Annotated in this window: 16 protein-coding genes; 9 read left to right on the plus strand and 7 right to left on the minus strand. The window is 48.3% G+C overall.

Annotated elements, in window-relative coordinates; genetic code table 11:
• Positions 1–5 precede the first annotated feature (5 nt).
• The gene (locus tag ABIN22_RS11770) at positions 6–944 is read right to left on the minus strand and encodes a transglutaminase-like domain-containing protein (protein WP_346908834.1); all 939 of its coding nucleotides are present in this window, start codon (positions 942–944) and stop codon (positions 6–8) included.
• Between the two features lie 175 nt (positions 945–1,119).
• Between ABIN22_RS11770 and ABIN22_RS11775 the strand changes: the two genes are divergently transcribed.
• From ABIN22_RS11775 to ABIN22_RS11815, 9 genes are all read left to right on the plus strand, one after another.
• A complete protein-coding gene (locus tag ABIN22_RS11775) occupies positions 1,120–2,478 on the plus strand; it encodes a Wadjet anti-phage system protein JetA family protein (RefSeq protein ID WP_346908836.1) in 1,359 nt (452 codons plus the stop codon).
• Positions 2,479–2,488: 10 nt separating this feature from the next.
• A complete protein-coding gene (locus ABIN22_RS11780; protein WP_118621839.1) occupies positions 2,489–3,133 on the plus strand; it encodes a DUF4194 domain-containing protein in 645 nt (214 codons plus the stop codon).
• Positions 3,084–6,446 (plus strand): ATP-binding protein, encoded by a 3,363-nt coding sequence (locus ABIN22_RS11785; RefSeq protein ID WP_346908839.1) that lies wholly within the window; start codon positions 3,084–3,086, stop codon positions 6,444–6,446. The genes ABIN22_RS11780 and ABIN22_RS11785 overlap by 50 nt, the downstream gene beginning before the upstream one ends.
• Before the next feature lie 105 nt (positions 6,447–6,551).
• On the plus strand, positions 6,552–7,268 hold the full coding sequence (locus ABIN22_RS11790; RefSeq protein ID WP_118621841.1) for a FadR/GntR family transcriptional regulator: 717 nt from the start codon (positions 6,552–6,554) through the stop codon (positions 7,266–7,268).
• 236 nt (positions 7,269–7,504) lie between these two features.
• Positions 7,505–8,491 carry a ketol-acid reductoisomerase gene (ilvC, locus tag ABIN22_RS11795; protein WP_346908841.1) on the plus strand — a complete coding sequence of 329 codons (987 nt, stop codon included), beginning with the start codon at positions 7,505–7,507 and terminating at the stop codon, positions 8,489–8,491.
• A 66-nt stretch (positions 8,492–8,557) separates the two neighbouring features.
• On the plus strand, positions 8,558–9,892 hold the full coding sequence (locus tag ABIN22_RS11800; RefSeq protein WP_242996200.1) for a GntP family permease: 1,335 nt from the start codon (positions 8,558–8,560) through the stop codon (positions 9,890–9,892).
• Positions 9,893–10,087: 195 nt separating this feature from the next.
• Complete coding sequence (locus tag ABIN22_RS11805; protein ID WP_109732798.1) at positions 10,088–10,765, plus strand: TIGR00266 family protein; 678 nt, start codon at positions 10,088–10,090, stop codon at positions 10,763–10,765.
• An 89-nt stretch (positions 10,766–10,854) separates the two neighbouring features.
• Positions 10,855–11,409 carry a phosphodiesterase gene (gene yfcE / locus ABIN22_RS11810; RefSeq protein WP_109732799.1) on the plus strand — a complete coding sequence of 185 codons (555 nt, stop codon included), beginning with the start codon at positions 10,855–10,857 and terminating at the stop codon, positions 11,407–11,409.
• The gene (locus ABIN22_RS11815) at positions 11,385–12,356 is read left to right on the plus strand and encodes an NYN domain-containing protein (protein ID WP_109732800.1); all 972 of its coding nucleotides are present in this window, start codon (positions 11,385–11,387) and stop codon (positions 12,354–12,356) included. Before yfcE ends, ABIN22_RS11815 begins: the two co-directional genes overlap by 25 nt.
• 100 nt (positions 12,357–12,456) lie before the next feature.
• On the opposite strand, the gene ABIN22_RS11820 is transcribed toward ABIN22_RS11815, so the two are convergent.
• From ABIN22_RS11820 to ABIN22_RS11845, 6 genes are all read right to left on the minus strand, one after another.
• A complete protein-coding gene (locus ABIN22_RS11820) occupies positions 12,457–13,863 on the minus strand; it encodes an aldehyde dehydrogenase family protein (protein WP_346908844.1) in 1,407 nt (468 codons plus the stop codon).
• 64 nt (positions 13,864–13,927) lie between these two features.
• Complete coding sequence (locus ABIN22_RS11825; RefSeq protein ID WP_109732802.1) at positions 13,928–14,818, minus strand: dihydrodipicolinate synthase family protein; 891 nt, start codon at positions 14,816–14,818, stop codon at positions 13,928–13,930.
• Positions 14,819–14,914: 96 nt separating this feature from the next.
• Entirely contained in the window at positions 14,915–16,081 is a 1,167-nt protein-coding gene (locus ABIN22_RS11830; RefSeq protein ID WP_346908846.1) for an NAD(P)/FAD-dependent oxidoreductase, read from the minus strand.
• A 1-nt stretch (position 16,082) separates the two neighbouring features.
• Positions 16,083–16,916 carry a (2Fe-2S)-binding protein gene (locus ABIN22_RS11835; protein ID WP_346908848.1) on the minus strand — a complete coding sequence of 278 codons (834 nt, stop codon included), beginning with the start codon at positions 16,914–16,916 and terminating at the stop codon, positions 16,083–16,085.
• Complete coding sequence (locus ABIN22_RS11840; RefSeq protein WP_118621848.1) at positions 16,916–18,001, minus strand: NAD(P)/FAD-dependent oxidoreductase; 1,086 nt, start codon at positions 17,999–18,001, stop codon at positions 16,916–16,918. Before ABIN22_RS11840 ends, ABIN22_RS11835 begins: the two co-directional genes overlap by 1 nt.
• Positions 17,998–18,318 (minus strand): (2Fe-2S)-binding protein, encoded by a 321-nt coding sequence (locus ABIN22_RS11845; RefSeq protein ID WP_207657872.1) that lies wholly within the window; start codon positions 18,316–18,318, stop codon positions 17,998–18,000. Before ABIN22_RS11845 ends, ABIN22_RS11840 begins: the two co-directional genes overlap by 4 nt.
• Positions 18,319–18,339 lie beyond the last annotated feature (21 nt).

Consider the following 18,339-nt stretch of genomic DNA (forward strand, 5'->3'; position numbering starts at 1 on the left):
GTTTTCTAATAAGAATATTTCACTTTATAATTGCTTCCGTCACCAATATATTTCCCCACAGATTTTGTGGAGTTATTTGCAGCAAGCGTCGGGTCCATCAGAGACCAGTCTTTGCCGTCAAATTCTATAATCTTGTCGATCCATCCCTTTTCCTTGATGTAAACACTCACCCACGCATGGTATGCTTCTCCTGAATATCCGACCTCAAGTTTTGTCGGGACAGACTGGGAACGAAGCATCGCAGCCATAAGTGAAGCATAGTCGAAACAGATTCCCTCTCCGGTGTCCAGTGTTTCATCCAGATTCGGCACATAATCTGTGGGCGTATTTTCTGCCTTTTTCTCGTCATACGCAACATTTTCTATAACGTAATGGTAAACATTTTTTACATAATCCAGATCGTCTGTAGATTTATCGGAAAGTTTCTTGCCAAGTTTGACTGACTGGGAGTCTTTCGTAAACCAGACATACTGGTTCGGATACAGAAATGGCTTGAACTCGTCGGTAATCTTAACGTCCATATCCTGCGAAAAAGCGATGGCATACTGCTTATCCCTGACATGTTCCAGCACATCCATGTGATAGCCGCCGCTGCCGCCTGTCAGGGGGAAGGTTGTTAAAGAACTGTCTGTTATTGTATAAGTATAGACCGTTCCGTCAGGGATTGTAACCTGAAGCTTCATCTTGGCGGCATTCCCCTTGTACTGGAGCATAATATATCCGTCACTCGTGTTAGATGCGTCTATAGAAACGATATCATTTCCATATATGACTTTCCCGGTGTTCTGGGGAGTCAGGATCTGCAGGGCACTCTCTCTTTTTTTCCCTTCCGAGGCAGAAGCATCGGATATGTCAGAACCGTTTCCAGAACAGCCCAAGAGAAAGGCGGACATGATGAAGGCTATCAGAGTCACACTGATAAAACGGAAGTTTCTTTTCTTCATCACATCACGCCTCCTTTTCACATTCTTCTGACGGATAAATTTCATCACTGCTTCAATTGTACCATTAATGTTAAAAAATGCAAAGTGCAAATCTGACCGCTGAATATGAGTTTACAGTATTTTTCGGTTATGTTAAAATGGGTACAGGCTTTTAATCAGAAAGGGAAAATCACACATGCAGATGCGTTTTGAGGTCCCGGACACCTTCTGGAGTTTATTCCGTTCGGTGAACCGGGATGTTTATATTGAAGCATTACTAACAATAAATGAAGAATACCAGTACAGTAACTATTTTTTAACCAGAGAAGCATGTATCCAGGTTCTAAGTGACATGAATGCGAAGAAGCGCTTTGAACTGATGCGTGAGGAAGATGAGACAGAGTTTGATATGCTGGAGACTCCGTCATCACGTATTTTAAACTGGCTGCTGCGCAAGGGCTGGCTGAAAAAGATCGAGGATTATAACACGCTGGCCACGAACATTGTTATACCGGATTATTCTGCTATTTTCATAGACGCCTTTGAACGTTTGACTTCAGAAGATATGGAGGAAACGGAAATTTATATTCAGAATGTCTATGCGACGCTGTTTTCTTTTAAAAATGATTACAGGGTAAATCTAAATATGCTGCGGACCGCATTGATTAATACGAGGCGGCTTAACAAGGCTCTTCAGGATATGCTGCATAATATGGATAAGTTTTTTTCAAGGCTTCTTGACCAGAAATCTTATGGGGAGCTTTTAAGGGAGCATCTGGAAGGATATGTGGAAGAGATTGTACGTAAGAAATACCATATTCTGAAGACTTCGGATAACTTCTATATCTATAAGATGGATATTAAGAAGGTCTTAAGGGACATGCGCGAGGACGAAGAGTGGATAGAGACGGTTCGCGGGCGTTCCCGGGCGCAGGGAGATACGGGGGAAGACGTGCTGGACCTGCTGGATATGATTGAGCGCGGATTTGACGACATCGAACACCGTATATCGAATATGGATAAGGAGCATACGAAGTATGTCCGGGCTACGGTGACAAGGCTGAATTATCTGCTGAGCGGTGAGACAGATACGAAGGGACTGGTGATCCAGCTGCTGAATCAGATGGCTGCGAGTGAAGAGTATGAGGAAATGCTGCAGATTACAGGGCAGAAGATGAACCTGCCTCTGTTGGAAATTATTTCGGAGAAGTCTTTATATAAGCGGCGGAAAGGGCGGCAGGATTTCATTAGCCAGATGGCGCCGGAGGAAGTGGCGGAGGATCTGGACCGGGATGACGTGCTGAAGCTGAATAAGATTCAGGCAAGGTACAGTAAAAGCCAGATCGAGGAATTTATTGAAGAGCATATGGACGGAGAAATCATGGATGCGGCAAAGCTGAAAATTGAAGACGGTGAGGCGTTTGAGAAGCTGATACTGGCCTATGACCTGAGTACCAGAAGGAACAGTAAATATATGGTGCTTGACGGGGAACCGGATATGATCGAACATGGCGGTTACCGGTATCCGGATTTGAAGTTTGTACGCAGAAGATAGGAGATTACATATGACAGGATATTATGAAGAGCTTCTGGTGGAGGAGCAGGAGGCCGTTACAGAGGTGATCCAGCTTCTGCTGCGCCAGACATTTCTGCTGGAGCGGAAGTTTGATAAGCGCGCCGGCCGGCTGGCGTTTGTGAAGGAATACAGGACGTGCAGCAAGCATATCGAATTTTTAACGGAGTATTTTAAGGTTGCCGGGATCGAGCTGCATGAAAATGCCCAGATGGGGCTTATCTACATACAGGGCGAAACACTCTGGGGGGAGAAGCTGCCGAGACTTGCGACGATTTACCTGCTTATTCTGAAGCTGATCTACGATGAACAGATGGCGGCGGTATCTTCCAGCAGCCACATTGTGACGACGATGGGGGCTGTCAACGGAAAGGCCGGGGAATTTAAGGTATTGAGGGGGCTGCCCTCGCCCACGGAGATGAGAAGGACAGTTTCGCTGCTGAAGAAATACCAGATTATTGAACCTCTGGATGTGCTGGAGGAATTAAATGAACATACCCGCCTGATCATTTACCCGTGCATCAATGCGGTGCTGATGGGGGATGACATCCGCAAACTGCTGAATACGTTTAACGAGGAGGACAACATTGGAGAAGAATCAGCCGTTCAAGGCACTCTCGAAGATATGCCTGAATAACTGGCATTATATAGATAAAAAGATACTGACACTGAATGAGGGGATTAATTTTTTTACCGGACACTCTGGAAGCGGAAAGTCTACGGTGATTGATGCACTTCAGATCGTGCTGTATGCGAATACCGACGGAAGGGGTTTTTTTAACAAGGCTGCCGCGGATGACTCGGACAGGACCCTGATAGAATACCTGCGGGGGATGGTGAACATCAGTGAGAACAATGAGTCGCAGTATCTCAGGAACCGTAATTTTTCCAGTACGATTGTGCTGGAGCTGGAACAGACAAACACAAAAGAAAAGCAGTGTGTCGGGGTTATTTTTGACGTAGAGACAGCGACAAATGAGATTAACAGGCTCTTTTTCTGGCATACGGGAGGCCTGTTGGAAAACGGCTACCGGGCGGACAAGCGCTGCCTGACTACGGCCGAATTCCGCGAGTATCTGCAGAGGACATACCCGGCGGAGCAGTATTACTGTGGGCCGAGTAATGAACGGTTCAGGCGGCAGCTGTATGATATCTATCTCGGCGGTCTGGATATGGATAAGTTTCCGAGGCTGTTTAAGCGTGCGATCCCATTCCGCATGAATATCCGTCTGGAAGACTTTGTGAAGGAATATATCTGCATGGAGCAGGATATCCATATCGAAGACCTTCAGGAGAGTGTCATGCAGTATGGCAGGATGCGCAACAAGATTGAGGAGACGCTGGAGGAGATCCGGCGGCTTCAGGAGATACAGGACAGTTTCAGGAAATATCAGGAACAGGTAAGGGAAGCCGGGGCGTGTACCTATCAGATTGATAAGCTGGAAATGCTCCAGCTGAGGGCAAAGATACAGGAACTGACGGACAGGATCGGGAACCGTCAGGAGGAAATCAGCCGTCAGGAGGCTATGAAGGTCCGTCTGGAGGAAGAGGAAAAGGGCATTCAGAAGGAGTATGAGGAAGTGTTGCTCCGGATTAATAATAGTGGATATTCGAGTCTTGAGACAGAACTTTCCGGTGTGAACGAGACGCTGGAGAGACTGGAGGGCAGCCGGGCCAGATGGATGCAGACGGCAGAGCGGCTGAACGAGTGGAAGACGAGGGATATCACACCGAATCAGACGGTATGGGATATCGAGAAGTTTGAAAAGGGGAATATTTCAGCTGAAGAGCTGACACGTTTGAAGACAAGCCTTCTGGAGCTAAAGGAAGAGCTTGAGGAAGAACGGAGGGATACCGATGCCAGACTGCGGAAGATCAAGAAGGAAGAAAACGAAGCCCGTGAGGAGCTTAAGGAACTGAAACAGGGGCGCAAGGCCTACCCGAAGGAGCTTGAGGAAGCGCGGTATGAGCTTCGGGGCCGCCTGCATGAGCGGTGTGGGAAGTTTGTGAATGTCCAGATTCTCGCCGATCTTCTGGATATCCGGGATGAACGGTGGCATAATGCCGTGGAAGGGTATCTGGGAAATAATAAGCTGCTGCTCGTGGTGGAACCGGAGTATGCGGCAGTGGCGATGGACATTTATGAAGAAATGGATAAGAAGAAATTCTTCCGCGCAGCTGTGCTGGATACGGAGAAGGTTATGGAGAGTGCTAAGAAGGGCGGCCATTCTGTCCGTCCGGGGTCGCTTGCGGAAGAAGTCACAGCGAAAGAGGAATATGTCCGTGCATATGTGGATAACTTCCTTGGAAATGTGATGAAGTGTGAAAATCTCGACGAGCTGCGTACGAGCAGGGTTGGAATTACACCGGACTGCGTTCTGTACCACAGCTTCCGGCTGCAGCATATCAATCCGGAAAATTATACGAGAAGGGCGTATATCGGTGAGACGAGTATGCGGCAGCGGATCAGGCAGCTGGATGAGAAATGCCAGACCCTGCAGAAGGAACGCCTGCCGCTCATGGAGATTGTGGAGGAGCTGAAGAAGACGGGGCAGCTGGAAAGTCTGCAGCAGCCGGCTGAAGATTATCTGGAATGGCAGTCAGATATGGAAAAGATTGCGGAGAAGGAACGGCGCAAGGTGCAGCTGACCGGAAAGATGAGACAGCTGCGTGAAGAGTCTGTGTCTGCGTGGGAAATCGAGAAGCTGGAACTGATGCGTCAGCAGGAGGAGAAGAAAGCGCAGATACAGAAGGTGCAGGAGGAGATCTGGAAGAATAAGGATTTCATCAGTAAATGCAAGTCTGACAATCTGGAGCTGAACACGCAGCTGGCCGACAGGGAGCGCTATTTCCACGAGGATGCGGCCTTCGAAGAGGCGTTTAAGGCATTTATGGAGGGGCGGAAGTCGTCCAATTATGAATACCTGAGAAGGCAGCGCTTAAGTGACCGGGTTCCGATGGAAGAAAAGCTGGAACGTGTCTATCAGGAGCTGGTGGATGTGCGAAGCCACTATATACAGAAATATCCGAACCGGACATTTTCGACGAGTATTAAGGACAACAGGCCTTATGACAGACTGCTTACAAGCCTTGGCTGCGACCACCTCGAGACCTATAAAGAGGCGGCAAAGGAACAGGCACGTTCTGCGGTAGAGCATTTTAAAGATGACTTCATCTTCAAAATCCGCAGTGCCATCCGGGAGGCTTACCAGAGAAAAGACGAGCTCAACCGGATCATCAGCAAGCTGGATTTTGGCAAGGATAAGTACCAGTTCGTGATCACGAAGAATAAAGGGCCGGATGGAAAGTACTACAAGATGTTCATGGACGATTCTCTCCAGATCAACCCGTCCCAGCTGACCGACGCGATGGAGAACCAGCTTAATATGTTTACGATGGAACACGAAGACCAGTACGGCGATATGATGAACGAGCTGATCAATATCTTTATCCCGCCGGACGATGCCACGAGGGAAGAACTCGAGGAAACCAAAAAGAACATGGATAAATATGCGGATTACCGGACCTACCTGTCATTTGACATGCAGCAGATCGTGCGGGGTGAAAAAGACATGACAATCGGGCTGAGCAAGATGATCAAGAAAAACTCCGGCGGGGAGGGACAGAACCCCCTGTATGTAGCACTTCTGGCAAGCTTTGCACAGGTATACCGGATCAACCTGTCACCAAAGATCCAGAGAAACCCGACAATCCGTCTCGTCGTACTCGATGAAGCCTTTTCAAAGATGGACGCAGAAAAAGTTGCAAGCTGTATCTCACTCATACGCGGGCTCGGGTTTCAGGCAATCATTAGTGCAACCAACGACAAAATACAGAATTATCTGGAAAATGTAGACAAGACATTCGTATACGCAAATCCAAATAAGAAGCATATCTCAATACAGGAGTTCGAAAAAGGCGAATTTGCTGAACTGATTGAGGAAGAGTAGTGCCGAGGTGCAAAGGGGTCAGACCCTTTTGCCCTCCATATTCAGAATATTCAGAAAACGGTGCGCAAAAGGGTCTGACCCCTTTGCACCTCAAGGAGGTAAGTTATGGATAGTAAGAAGGACAGCTGGCTGACCCCGGTCCCCAAGCAGTCATTATCGAAGATGGTTGTGGAAAAGATCAAGGAGGGGCTGATCAGTGGTGCTATTACCCCGGGTGAATTTCTGCCGTCCGAGACGGAGCTTTCAGAGAGGTTCGGTGTTGGCAAATCCAGTGTGCGCGAGGCAATCAAGATGCTGGAGGCTCTCGGGGTTGTGGAAATATGCAAGGGAAACGGCAGCAGGATTCGCACGACTGTGGATTCTTCAGTTATGAATCCGCTGATATTCCAGCTGATTCTCCAGAGCAGGGAAGAGAGCAGGGACAAGCTGGTTGAATTCAGGCGCATGATAGAAGTATCAGGCAGCCTTCTGGCTATTGACAATGCCGGGGAAGAGGATATTGCAAAATTGAAGGCGGTCCACGAGCGGACGAAAAATGATTTTAAAAAGGGTAAGGCTACTGTGGATAATGATATGGAATTCCATAATATGATATACGAAAGTACGCACAATCCATTTGTCGTGAGCATTGGCCGCAGTATTATGGAGCTCTTCCAGCCGTCGCTTGTTATTGCCAACAGGGACTATTCAAAGATTGTAACGGACAACCATGATAAAATACTAAAGGCCCTTGAACAGCGTGATAAAGCTGCAATGGAGGATGCGATTATATTATCCCTCGGGAAATGGAAAGAACTGGCACTGGATGAGTGTCTGGATTAGAGAGAAGAAGATGTGTCTGCTAATGAAAGGCGGATGCATCTTTTTTTGTACTTCTTTAAATAAAAACTGCATTTATTTGTGAAATGTGTACATAAATTAAGCGGAAAAATTGTTGAAATAGTCAAAGTTTATAAATCCTATTGACCTTTACCTGAAATAGTGCTAACCTAACATCAGAGAACAGACATCAGATGTCTGATGTCAAAACAAAAAACAAGTTAAAAGGAGAAATTATTATGGCAAACATTTATTATGATGACGATGCAGATTTGGGGCTGGTAATTGACAAAACAGTGGCTATTATCGGTTATGGGAATCAGGGACGCAGCCAGGCGCTTAATATGCGTGATTCAGGGATTAAGAATGTGATCGTGGGAAGCAGGCATGATGAATCTTTCGATCAGGCTAACGAAGATGGATTTATGGTATACTCTATAGAAGAAGCAGCAAAAAAAGCGGATATTGTTTTCCTTCTTCTTCCTGACGAAGTGGCCCCGGAGATTTATGAAGCACAGATCGCACCATACCTTGAACCGGGCAATGTTTTGAATTTTGCATCCGGTTATAATATTACATTTAAGAGGATCACACCGGCGGAAGGGCTCGATGTAGTTATGGCGGCGCCGCGTATGATCGGCAAGGGGGTACGTGAACTGTTTGTAAGTGGAGAAGGCTCACCGGCATTCGTTGCGGTTCATCAGGATGCTTCCGGCAAGGCACTGGAATACGGAAAGGCACTCTGCAAGGCAATTGGGGCCACAAGGAAGGGAGCGATCGAAGTTACATTTGATGACGAGACCTGTCTGGATCTGATGGCAGAGCAGGGAACATGGCCAATTATTTATAATGTTTTTGTAGAGGCGTTCAAGCTTCAGGTGGAGATGGGGCATCCAGAAGAAGCTGTACTCATGGAAATGTATTTATCCAAGGAGCCGGCAGTTATGATGGAAAAAGCGGCTGAAGTAGGATTTTTCCGGCAGCTCCCGTACCACTCACACACAAGTCAGTATGGTCAGCTGATAGGTTTTACCGATGTAGATACAAGCCAGATCCGCAGTTTCTTAAAAAACCGCTATGACCGAATCAAAGGCGGGGAATTTGCGGAAGAATGGGATAAGGAGCAGCATGAAAATAATCTCAGTACGCTGAATAAGCTTGAGGAGGATGCTTTCAATTGTGATTTCACGAAAGCAGAGGACCGTTTAAAAGCCAGATTAAAGTAAAATCGATACATAAAAGTCGTTCTGCTGTGCGCAGAAACAGCAGAGAAGGAGGACATTTTGAATATCATGGTTTTTGTTTGGTTAGTCGTGGCAATTGCCATTATCCTGTTTGCGATTTTAAAATTGAAACTGAATCCCGCCATAGCACTGGTTCTCGGTAGTATTTTCATGGGGCTTGCATCAGGGCTTGGAGCCTCCAATACAATTACGACTATAGGCAGTGGATTCGGGAACCTCATGACAGGAATTGCACTGCCGGTAGGTTTTGGCGTTATACTGGGTCAATTGCTCTCGGATTCAGGCGGTGCAAAAGTGATTGCAACTACGATGATCCAGAAAACATCTGAGAAGTATGCATTGTATGCACTCGGAATTACCGCATTTCTTCTGTCGGTGCCTGTATTTTATGATGTGACTTTTGTTATTTTAATTCCACTTGCAATTGCGGTATCGAGACAGATCCACAAACCCCTTCCTTATACAGTTGGTGCGATGATTATCGGGGCGGGTGCGGCCCATACGCTGGCGCCTCCGACGCCCAATCCGCTGGCTGCAGCGGAAATCCTGCATTTTGATCTGGGGGTTATGGTCATTGTTGGAATCGTTCTGGGGCTTGTTGCAGCAATGATTGCAATGAAAATATATTTTACCCTCCTTGATAAAGGATTCTGGAATAAAGAAAAAGACGAAACCGGTGTAGAGGTGTATGAAGAACATACGGCAGAGGTTAGAAAAGCGGAACCGACCTTCTTTATGTCGATGATACCGATTCTCCTTCCCGTAGTTTTAATTCTGGTAGGGACTGTAATGGATGCGGTTCTGGAGGAAGTGCCTGAGGCAGTCATATTTTTAAGTAATAAGACAACCGCATTGCTGCTCGGAGCGCTCAGTGCTTATGCAATCTCTGCAAGGGCAATGAATAAAGAAGAACGTGACCAGTCTGCAACAGAAGCATTAAAAAGCTGCGGGATTGTGCTGTTAATTACCGGAGCGGGCGGCTCATTCGGGGCAATTATCAGTGCAACTGGAATGGCGGATATGCTTGCGGATACAATACAAAATATTTCGGCTTCACCGATCGTGGCGCTTCTGATTGCATTTGTCATAGCAGCGCTGTTCAGGGTGGCCCTTGGTTCGGGAACGGTAGCTTCTATTACGACCATGACAATCATGGCATCTGTACCAGCAGCTGTCGGCATGCATCCGGTCTGGATGGCAATTGCATGCCTGTCAGGGTCACTGAGCTGCGGGCATGTAAATGACAGCGGATTCTGGGTAAGCACCAATTTGTCAGGCTTCACCATTACGGGGGGACTAAAAAGCTACACACTCGGAAATGCAATTACTGCGGTTATCGCGATGTTGTTTGCGATTGTCGGATGCTTGGTAATACCGATTTAACTATGAATAGACATCCAATGATTTTATTTTTATAAAGAAGTAAGAACCGGCTGTGGATTTATGCAGCCGGTTTTTGATGTAATATTCAGCAGCACGGCCTGTTTTCAGGGAAAGTTTATGCTTGACAGCATCCCGCAGGCAAAGTAGGATGGAAGAAGAGACACGTTTACATCGACTTCAATTGGAGGTAAAGGTATGAATTACGAGATTAAGGGCGGCGCATTTCCCGTTGTGGAATGTAAACTCGAAGACCGCGAGCAGATGATTACTGAGAAAGGGTCAATGGTCTGGATGAGTCCGAATATGCATATGGAAACAGCCGGAGGCGGAATCGGCAAAATGTTCTCCAAAGCATTTTCCGGAGAAAGTATGTTCCAGAACATCTATACAGCACGCGGTGCAGGGCTGATTGCATTCGGCTCAAGCTTTCCGGGCAGGATCATGCCGGTACAGATTTCCCCGGGGCGCGAAATGATCGTACAGAAGACGGCATTTCTGGCATCTGAAAGCAGTGTGGAATTATCAATCCACTTCAATAAAAAACTGGGAGCAGGCGTATTTGGCGGGGAAGGCTTTATCATGCAGCGTCTGTCCGGCAGCGGGATTGCGTTTGTTGAAATCGACGGCGAACTGGTGGAATATGAACTGTCGGCAGGGCAGCAGATTGTCGTTGACACCGGAAATGTTGCCGGCTTCGAGGTAGGCGTCCAGATCGATATCCAGCAGGTACCCGGCCTGAAAAACAAACTGCTCGGCGGTGAAGGCCTGTTCAATACAGTCCTGACCGGACCTGGAAAAGTCTGGCTGCAGACCATGCCGATCTCCAGCGTAGCAGCGTCTATACGGCCGTTTATTCCGACAGGGAATGCATAATGCCCGGAGCAGATATCGGCTAAATTTTAAGAATATTCTGAATACGGACCGCAAAGGGGTCAGACCCCTCTGAAGAAAGGAGTACTTACATGAGGTTCATGATTGCATCAGATATCCACGGCTCTGCCTTCTACTGCAGGCAGATGCTGGAAGCATACGAAAGAGAGAAGGCGGACAGGCTGTTGCTGCTGGGTGATATTTTGTACCACGGTCCGCGCAATGACCTGCCGAGGGATTATGCGCCGAAGGAAGTCATTGCCATGCTGAATCCGATGAAGGAGCATTTGCTTTGTGTGCGTGGAAACTGTGACACAGAGGTGGACCAGATGGTGCTGGAATTTCCGATCATGGCGGAGTACTGTTTTCTGGATCTTGACGGGCAGTCTGTGTTGGCGACGCACGGGCATGTCTGGAATCCATCCAATCCTTTGATGTTGAAAAAAGGGGATATCCTGTTAAATGGTCATACCCATATCCCGGCATGCGAGGAGAAGGACGGGTATATTTATATGAATCCGGGCTCTGTTTCGATACCAAAAGAGAATTCGGCGCATAGTTATATGATATATGAAAATAAAATCTTTGAATGGAAAGATATGAATGGAGAGGTTTACCGGACATGGAAAACAAATATGCACTGCTGATAGATGCGGATAATGTTTCTGCTAAATACATCAAGCCGATACTGGATGAGCTGTCTAAGTACGGAAATGTAACTTACAAGAGAATATACGGGGACTGGACGAGTACGTACAGTTCGAGCTGGAAGGAGGAGCTTCTCCAGAATTCGATTACACCGATCCAGCAGTTTAGTTATACACATGGGAAAAATGCTACAGACTCCGCGATGATTATAGATGCTATGGATATGCTGTACACGAGTGATTTGGAGGGATTCTGCCTTGTTTCCAGTGACAGCGATTTTACAAAACTGGCCAGCCGCCTGCGTGAAAGCGGCAAGACCGTGATCGGTATGGGTGAGGATAAGACGCCGGCGCCGTTCCGTAAGGCATGTGATATCTTTACGGTGCTGGAGCTGCTGCTTGAGGATAACATGATCGAGAAGGAAGAGAAGCCTTGCGTCCATGCTACCGGAAAAGAAAACAAGAAGAGTAGTACAGATGTAGTGTCCAAGGCACAGATAGAAGAAGCAGTCGTAAAGATTATCACAGAGAACCAGAATGATGATAAGGAGACCGGCCTGGGGGAAGTCGGAAGCCGTCTTGTAAAATTATACCCTGATTTTGATGTGCGCCGTTATGGTTACAGCCTCTTGTCAAAGTTTCTGGAAACATTTCCGAAGCTGAAGCTGAAACAGGATGGAACGCAGGTTACGGTGACGGTTTACGAAGATAAGAGCAAGAAAGAGATGTTGGAAGAGTATGTGATCATGCTCGTGCAGAATGCAGGGGCTCAGGGTGTTTCGCTAGGGACGCTCGGCAATAAGATCAGGAATCGTTTCGGTGACTTTAAGGTGAGAGATTATGGATATTCCCAGTTCAAGCAGTATATCCAGAGCTTCTCGGATATCCAGATCAGGGATGACGGAGAGCAGAACTGGGCGGTATACAGTAAGAGCGGTGAAAAATAGTCAGAATTATCTGAAAACGGACCGCAAAAGGGTCAGACCCCTATGCAGATGACTGCATGGGGTCTGACCCTTTTGATCTTTGAAAGATCCATCCCACGGTTTATTTATCATAAATCGTTTTTATTTCCAGAAATTCCTCGTATCCTTCTATACCGCCTTCGCGTCCCAGTCCGGATTGTTTATATCCGCCGAACGGTGAGGCCTCATCCCACTGGCCTTCATTCACATACACGGTTCCGGTTTTCATTTTTCTTGCCGTTTCATTGGCTTCTTTTTCCGGCCCGTATACTGCGCCGGCAAGTCCGTAGATGCTGTCATTTGCTATTTCAATCGCTTCTTCTACTGTCTTGTAAGTCAGTACAACAAGAACTGGTCCAAAGATTTCTTCTCTGGCAATGACCATGTCCGGGGTTACATCACAGAAAATAACGGGTTTTACATTGTAGGAGCCATTATCTTCTGGTACTTCTCCTATTAAGAGGCGTGCGCCCTCGCTTATGCCTGTTTCGATATATTTCCGCACTCTGTCAAACTGCTTTCTGGAAGCAAGGGGCCCGAGTGTCGTTTGTGGATCGTTAAGCGGGCCAAAATGATATTCCGCAGCTTTTCGTTTCAGGATTTCTTCTATTTTACCAGTTTCATCTTCCGGTACAAGCATTCTTGTCAAGGCGTTGCAGGTCTGTCCCCCGTTGAGCATGACGGTTTCCAGAACCCCGTTTACCCCGTTCTCCCAGTCGCCGCCTTTCAAGAAGATAGCAGCGGATTTGCCGCCCAGCTCCAGAGCCAGTTTTTTGATGTTGCTGAGGCCTTTGATGGCAACAGCCCTTCCGGCATCGGTAGAACCTGTAAAGGAAATCATGTCTACGTCCGGGTGAGCGGCCAGTGCGTCACCCACTTCCCCGCCCCGTCCGGTTACGAGGTTGAATACACCGGCCGGGTAGCCGGCCTTGTCGATCTCTTCTGCAAGGATATAGGCGGTCATTGGTGTGAATTGGCTGGGTTTTAATACAACGCAGTTCCCGGCAAGCAGTGCAGGCACTACTTTCTTCTCAATCTGCTCCAGAGGGAAATTCCACGGAGTCAGTCCTCCGACTACCCCGACTGGTTCTCTTACAACAACAGAAGTCTGGCGGCGCTCCTCATACGGGAAGTTTTTCGCAACCTTAATATAATGTTTCGCCTCAAGGATAAACGGATCGGTATGAACTTCGGCGGACACCTTGTAAGGGGAGCCGAGTTCTTTTGTGATCGTTTCAATCAGGTCCTGCCTTCTGGATTCCAGACCGTTTACCACCTTTTCCATCAGGGCCGTCCGCTGTTCAAGCGGCGTATACTGCCAGGTTTCAAAGGCAGCTCTGGCGGCCCTCACAGCCTTGTCAACATCGTCCTTGTTGCCACGCGGGACTTGGGCGAAGATTTCATGTGTGTCAGGGTTCTCAATGTCGATATACTCATGTCCTTCTGATTCAACCCATTCCCCGTTTATATACAATTTACGAATATCCATAAGTTTTCATATCCTCCTTCATCTGAAAAAATGTTGATTCCCGTTGCACCCCGGAATTTGTATGCTACTGAATTTTTTCCGGGGCCATTGCTCTTTCCACGAAAGCTTTTTCTTCTTTGGTGAGTTCATAGCGTGGCTTTCTGACATATCCCCCATTCAATCCTTTGCAGCCGAGAAGATGTTTCAGGGCCTGAACCGGCTTCGGGAAGGATTCCAGAACATCCAGTGACGGAAGGATTCTTTTATAGATTTCTCTTCCTTTTTCCAGATCCTTTTCCTCGCACACTGCTTCATACAAATCCACACAATCCCTCGGAGCCACGTTTGCCAGCATACAGATCCAGCCGCAGGCGCCGGCAGCAAAACTTTCGAAGGCCAGGTTATCACAGCCACAGAATACGGAAGTTGTGTCCGGGGCATCATTCAACACCTGGGTGAGCTTGTGCATATCACCGCTGGATTCTTTTACAATTGCGGCTCTGGGGTGTTTCAGAATCTCATTGTAAGTATCCTGCTCAAGCTCCACACCTGCTGATCCCGGATTATTATAAACGACGATCGGAAAATCGGTTTCGTCCATCACATAGTGATAGAATTTCACGATTTCGTCCTGCGCCGGATGGCAGTAGAACGGAGAAAGCACCATCGCCGCATCGGCCCCACATGATTTGATATTCTGCACCAGTTTGACAACATCTTCAGGCCTTTCTCTGGAAGCCCCAACAATGACGCTTACACGGCCGTTGATATAAGGAACAATCTCGCGTACATAGTTCATATGCTCTTCGTCGGAAATGCTCTGGTATTCTCCGGTAGCCCCGAGGATGCAGACCCCGTGAACCCCGTTTTCAATCAGCCAGTCCAGATTCTTTTTGGACTGCTCCAGGTCAAACTCCCCGTTTTCTTTAAATGGTGTGACTGCTACCGCATAGATTCCTTTAAACTTTTCATTCATAGTGATATTTTCCTTCCTTCTATTCCCGCACTTTTCTGCGAAGTCTTGTATTAATTGCAAATCCTGCCGAAACTTAATTGCAAAAACTTTCGAAACTTAATTGCTAAATCTCTTGAAACTTAACGGAGAGAGGTCCATGAAAGTTTCCTCCCCTGCGATGATATCTGCCATACATTTTCCCGTAATAGGGGAGAGTCCGATGCCGTCCCCTTCGTGCCCTGCCGCAATATAAAATCCCGGGATTGCAGTGCCGGAAACGATGGGCATGTGGTCCGGGGTAAACGGGCGCAGGCCACTGTATGCCCGGATTACCTTGATGCCGGCGATGACAGGGAAGAAGCGGATTGCCCGTTCGGCCAGCGCCTGCATGACATCAATCTCACTGCGGATATCCTCCCCGACAAAACTTCTGGAGGAGCCGATCAGGAAGTTATTGGATGCCGTCGGCTCGAAAACGAAGGCCACTTCATTTCGTTTTACCCGCTCGGATACCGGTCTTTCATAGTCTCCACTCTGGAATTTTGTCAGCATATACCCGAACTCATGCACCTTTCTGCGCGCCACACGGAAGGTCTGCTCAGAAACGAGGATCTGTCCCTGCCTGGCACGGATCGGAATATCGAGTCCCGCCATTTTGCCGATTAGCGGTGCACGCACGCCGCAGGCATTCACAACATTTTTAGCCAGAATGGTTCCGTTTTCACAGGAAATGGAAAAATAATTCTCTTCCTTTTTCAGGTCCACGACCGGGTTGTGCAGAGAGAGTACGGCACCCAGTCGTTCGGCCGCCAGTGCGAAGGCGTATGCCAGTCCGATGGGATATACGGAGCCGTCAGAGATGGTCTCCAGTCCGCCGTAAATATCTTTCGCGAGATAGGGTTCGTCTTCCAGCACTTCTTTGTGGTCCAGCATTCTCATCTCGATTCCGCATTGCTTCATATCGCTGCAGAATCGGGAGGCAATCTCGAATTCTTCTTCTGTTTCTGTCAGATAAAGACTTCCTTTTTGGGTCCATTCAATGTTATAATCCAGTTCCTTTTCGAGTCCGGGAAACATATCCTGGCTTGCTTTTGCGAACAAGGCATCGAAACCCGGCTGTTTATCACATACAAGAATATTTCCGTCACTTCTGCTGCTTGTGGAATCTGCAATATCACCCGCATCTATGAGGATGACATCCGCTCCTTTTTTGGCGTTGTAGTAAGCACATGAGGTTCCGATGGAACCGGCTCCGATCACAGCTATATCATATATCTGGCTCATATCACACCTCCTTCTTTGTCCCGGCCAGTTCCCCGAACGTGGTCGGCCTGACAGGCGGTCGGTCCGTACTTCCGGTCAGGGTATCCGGAGCGCTGCCAAGTTCCTCGGCCAGAATGCGGCTGACAAGCTTTCCGCAGGTTCTGCCCTGACAGAGTCCCATGCCGGCACGGCATCTTCTTTTTACTTCCGTGACAGTGGTCGCTTTCTTATTGCGGATCGCATCACGGACTTCCCCGGCCGTGATCTCCTCACAGCGGCATACGATCACATCATCGTCCAGTACGCCTTCCGGCTCCACATTTTCAAAGCCTTTCCCTGGTTCCGGCAGAACGAGCCTTCTCATGGTCCTGACGTCATCCACCTTATCCGTAGGGACTGCCAGCGTAATCACAGGAGTATGGTCATTTTTCTTTGGATTCATGACTCTTACCACCGTACCTTCACAGACATATTCACCGGCCCTGCTCAAAGCCTCTGCCTTGTCTCCTTTTTCCGGGAGAGGCAGGTATTCGAAAGGAAAACTAATTAGAGCCTCCGATTCGGAATAGGTCTTATCCACAACGAAAATAGCGAGTCCGGAGCAGGCTGCCACACAGGAGCCGCAGCCGGTACAACTGTCCTCATCGATTCTTGGAGTATTGGTGATCGGGGTTCCGATTTTAATCGCATGGAACGGACACGCCGCCTCACACGGATTACAGGGGATCTCCTGCACACATTCCGCAATTGCAACCGGGCCTCTGGCAAAACGTTCCTCACTCGGCCAGCCGTTTGCAGAGACGATTTCTTCTCTGGAAGGATAGCCGTCGTATATCAATCCTCTTAGTTTTTCCATTACATGGTCACCCCCATTTCTATCACACGGTTTTTTGCATTCATGCGCCGCTCCCCGAAGGGTCCCTGGCGCAGGGATGCGAGCCGGTCTCTGATTTCCTCTTTTTTCTGTTCTGCATCTGCCCGGTTTAAATGCCCAAGTGCACAGGAGACGGATACTGCGGCAAGGCGTCCCTCGTCCATTGCGGTGCTGGCTTCTTCCACACCCGCCGTATCACCGGCCACGTAGATGCCCTCCACACTCGTTTCCATATCCGCATTATGGATGGGCATGAAACCTCCGAGCTCCGGAATAAAGCCATGCTTTACTCCCGCCATCTGTGCAAGTTCGCTTAAGGGCCTTAATCCCACTGCAACGCAGATGGTATCGACGTCAATCTTTCGTTCCGTACCTTTTAAAATCTGTCCGTTTTCGAATCGGGCTATGACGGCTTCCTCTACCCGGTCACTGCCTCTGGCCTCTGCTATTGTATGGCCTATGAAAAACGGTACTCCGGCTCTTTTTAACTTCGCTGCATGGACACCGTATGCACCGATCCGCGGCATTCCTTCCACAATTCCCACAACATCCGCCCCTGCCTGCAGGAGCTGGTAGGCAACAATGACGCCTACATTGCCGGAGCCGATCATTAGAATTCTTTTTCCGGGCAGCACCCGGTTTACATTTACCATTGTCTGGGCCGCGCCGGCACCCATGACTCCCGGGTAAGTCCATCCCGGAAAACGAAGCGGGTTTTCCGCACCACCGGTACAGATGAGAATACTCTGAGCCTCTACTGTTTCTGTGATGCCGTTTCGCAGCACAGCAACCCTTTTTCCTGCGAAAATGCCGATCACCGAGCTCTCCAGCCAGACTTCAACCCCCAGCTCTTCGGTTTCTTTTAAGAGCTGCTTTCCGATTTCAAACCCGCGGATACCTGCGCTGTGCGCCTGTGACCCGAAAAACTTATGGAGCTGTTTGAAAAACTGTCCTCCGGCGGTTCTGTTCTCATCGACCAGAAGGACTTGACATCCATTTTTCGTCGCTTCGATCGCTGCGGCAAGACCGGCCGGGCCGGCACCGATAATTACAACTTCTCTTTTCATGGCTTCTTCCTCCCGTAACCTTCCTGTGTTTCGACGGTCATGCCATCCTCCACCGGAGTGATGCACGTCCTTACGTTTGCCTTGCCGTTTACCGTCATGACACAGTCCGTACACTGACCGATTCCGCAGAAAATACCGCGTGGTTTGTGCTCTTTTGCTGTATATCTGTGGATTTTAATCCCGTTTGCAAGCAGGACGGCCGCAATCATTTCGCCCTTCTTTGCCTGCATTACTTTTCCGTCCACGGTGATCTCTACAAATTCTTCGCAATTATCTTCACCCAGTATGGGATGATTTTTTACCCGCATTTCATCCATTTCACTGCCTCCTGTTTTATG

Origin of the sequence: Faecalicatena orotica (assembly GCF_905197545.1) — a bacterium.
Lineage (GTDB): Bacteria > Bacillota > Clostridia > Lachnospirales > Lachnospiraceae > Faecalicatena_A > Faecalicatena_A orotica.

Excerpts from the sequence above, each read along its gene's own strand:
- ABIN22_RS11770 (WP_346908834.1), bottom strand. The coding sequence starts at position 944 with ATGAAGAAAAGAAACTTCCGTTTTATCAGTGTGACTCTGATAGCCTTC.
- ABIN22_RS11775 (WP_346908836.1), top strand. The coding sequence starts at position 1,120 with ATGCAGATGCGTTTTGAGGTCCCGGACACCTTCTGGAGTTTATTCCGT.
- ABIN22_RS11780 (WP_118621839.1), top strand. The coding sequence starts at position 2,489 with ATGACAGGATATTATGAAGAGCTTCTGGTGGAGGAGCAGGAGGCCGTT.
- ABIN22_RS11790 (WP_118621841.1), top strand. The coding sequence starts at position 6,552 with ATGGATAGTAAGAAGGACAGCTGGCTGACCCCGGTCCCCAAGCAGTCA.
- ilvC (WP_346908841.1), top strand. The coding sequence starts at position 7,505 with ATGGCAAACATTTATTATGATGACGATGCAGATTTGGGGCTGGTAATT.
- ABIN22_RS11800 (WP_242996200.1), top strand. The coding sequence starts at position 8,558 with ATGGTTTTTGTTTGGTTAGTCGTGGCAATTGCCATTATCCTGTTTGCG.
- ABIN22_RS11805 (WP_109732798.1), top strand. The coding sequence starts at position 10,088 with ATGAATTACGAGATTAAGGGCGGCGCATTTCCCGTTGTGGAATGTAAA.
- yfcE (WP_109732799.1), top strand. The coding sequence starts at position 10,855 with ATGAGGTTCATGATTGCATCAGATATCCACGGCTCTGCCTTCTACTGC.
- ABIN22_RS11815 (WP_109732800.1), top strand. The coding sequence starts at position 11,385 with ATGGAAAACAAATATGCACTGCTGATAGATGCGGATAATGTTTCTGCT.
- ABIN22_RS11820 (WP_346908844.1), bottom strand. The coding sequence starts at position 13,863 with ATGGATATTCGTAAATTGTATATAAACGGGGAATGGGTTGAATCAGAA.
- ABIN22_RS11825 (WP_109732802.1), bottom strand. The coding sequence starts at position 14,818 with ATGAATGAAAAGTTTAAAGGAATCTATGCGGTAGCAGTCACACCATTT.
- ABIN22_RS11830 (WP_346908846.1), bottom strand. The coding sequence starts at position 16,081 with ATGAGCCAGATATATGATATAGCTGTGATCGGAGCCGGTTCCATCGGA.
- ABIN22_RS11835 (WP_346908848.1), bottom strand. The coding sequence starts at position 16,916 with ATGGAAAAACTAAGAGGATTGATATACGACGGCTATCCTTCCAGAGAA.
- ABIN22_RS11840 (WP_118621848.1), bottom strand. The coding sequence starts at position 18,001 with ATGAAAAGAGAAGTTGTAATTATCGGTGCCGGCCCGGCCGGTCTTGCC.
- ABIN22_RS11845 (WP_207657872.1), bottom strand. The coding sequence starts at position 18,318 with ATGGATGAAATGCGGGTAAAAAATCATCCCATACTGGGTGAAGATAAT.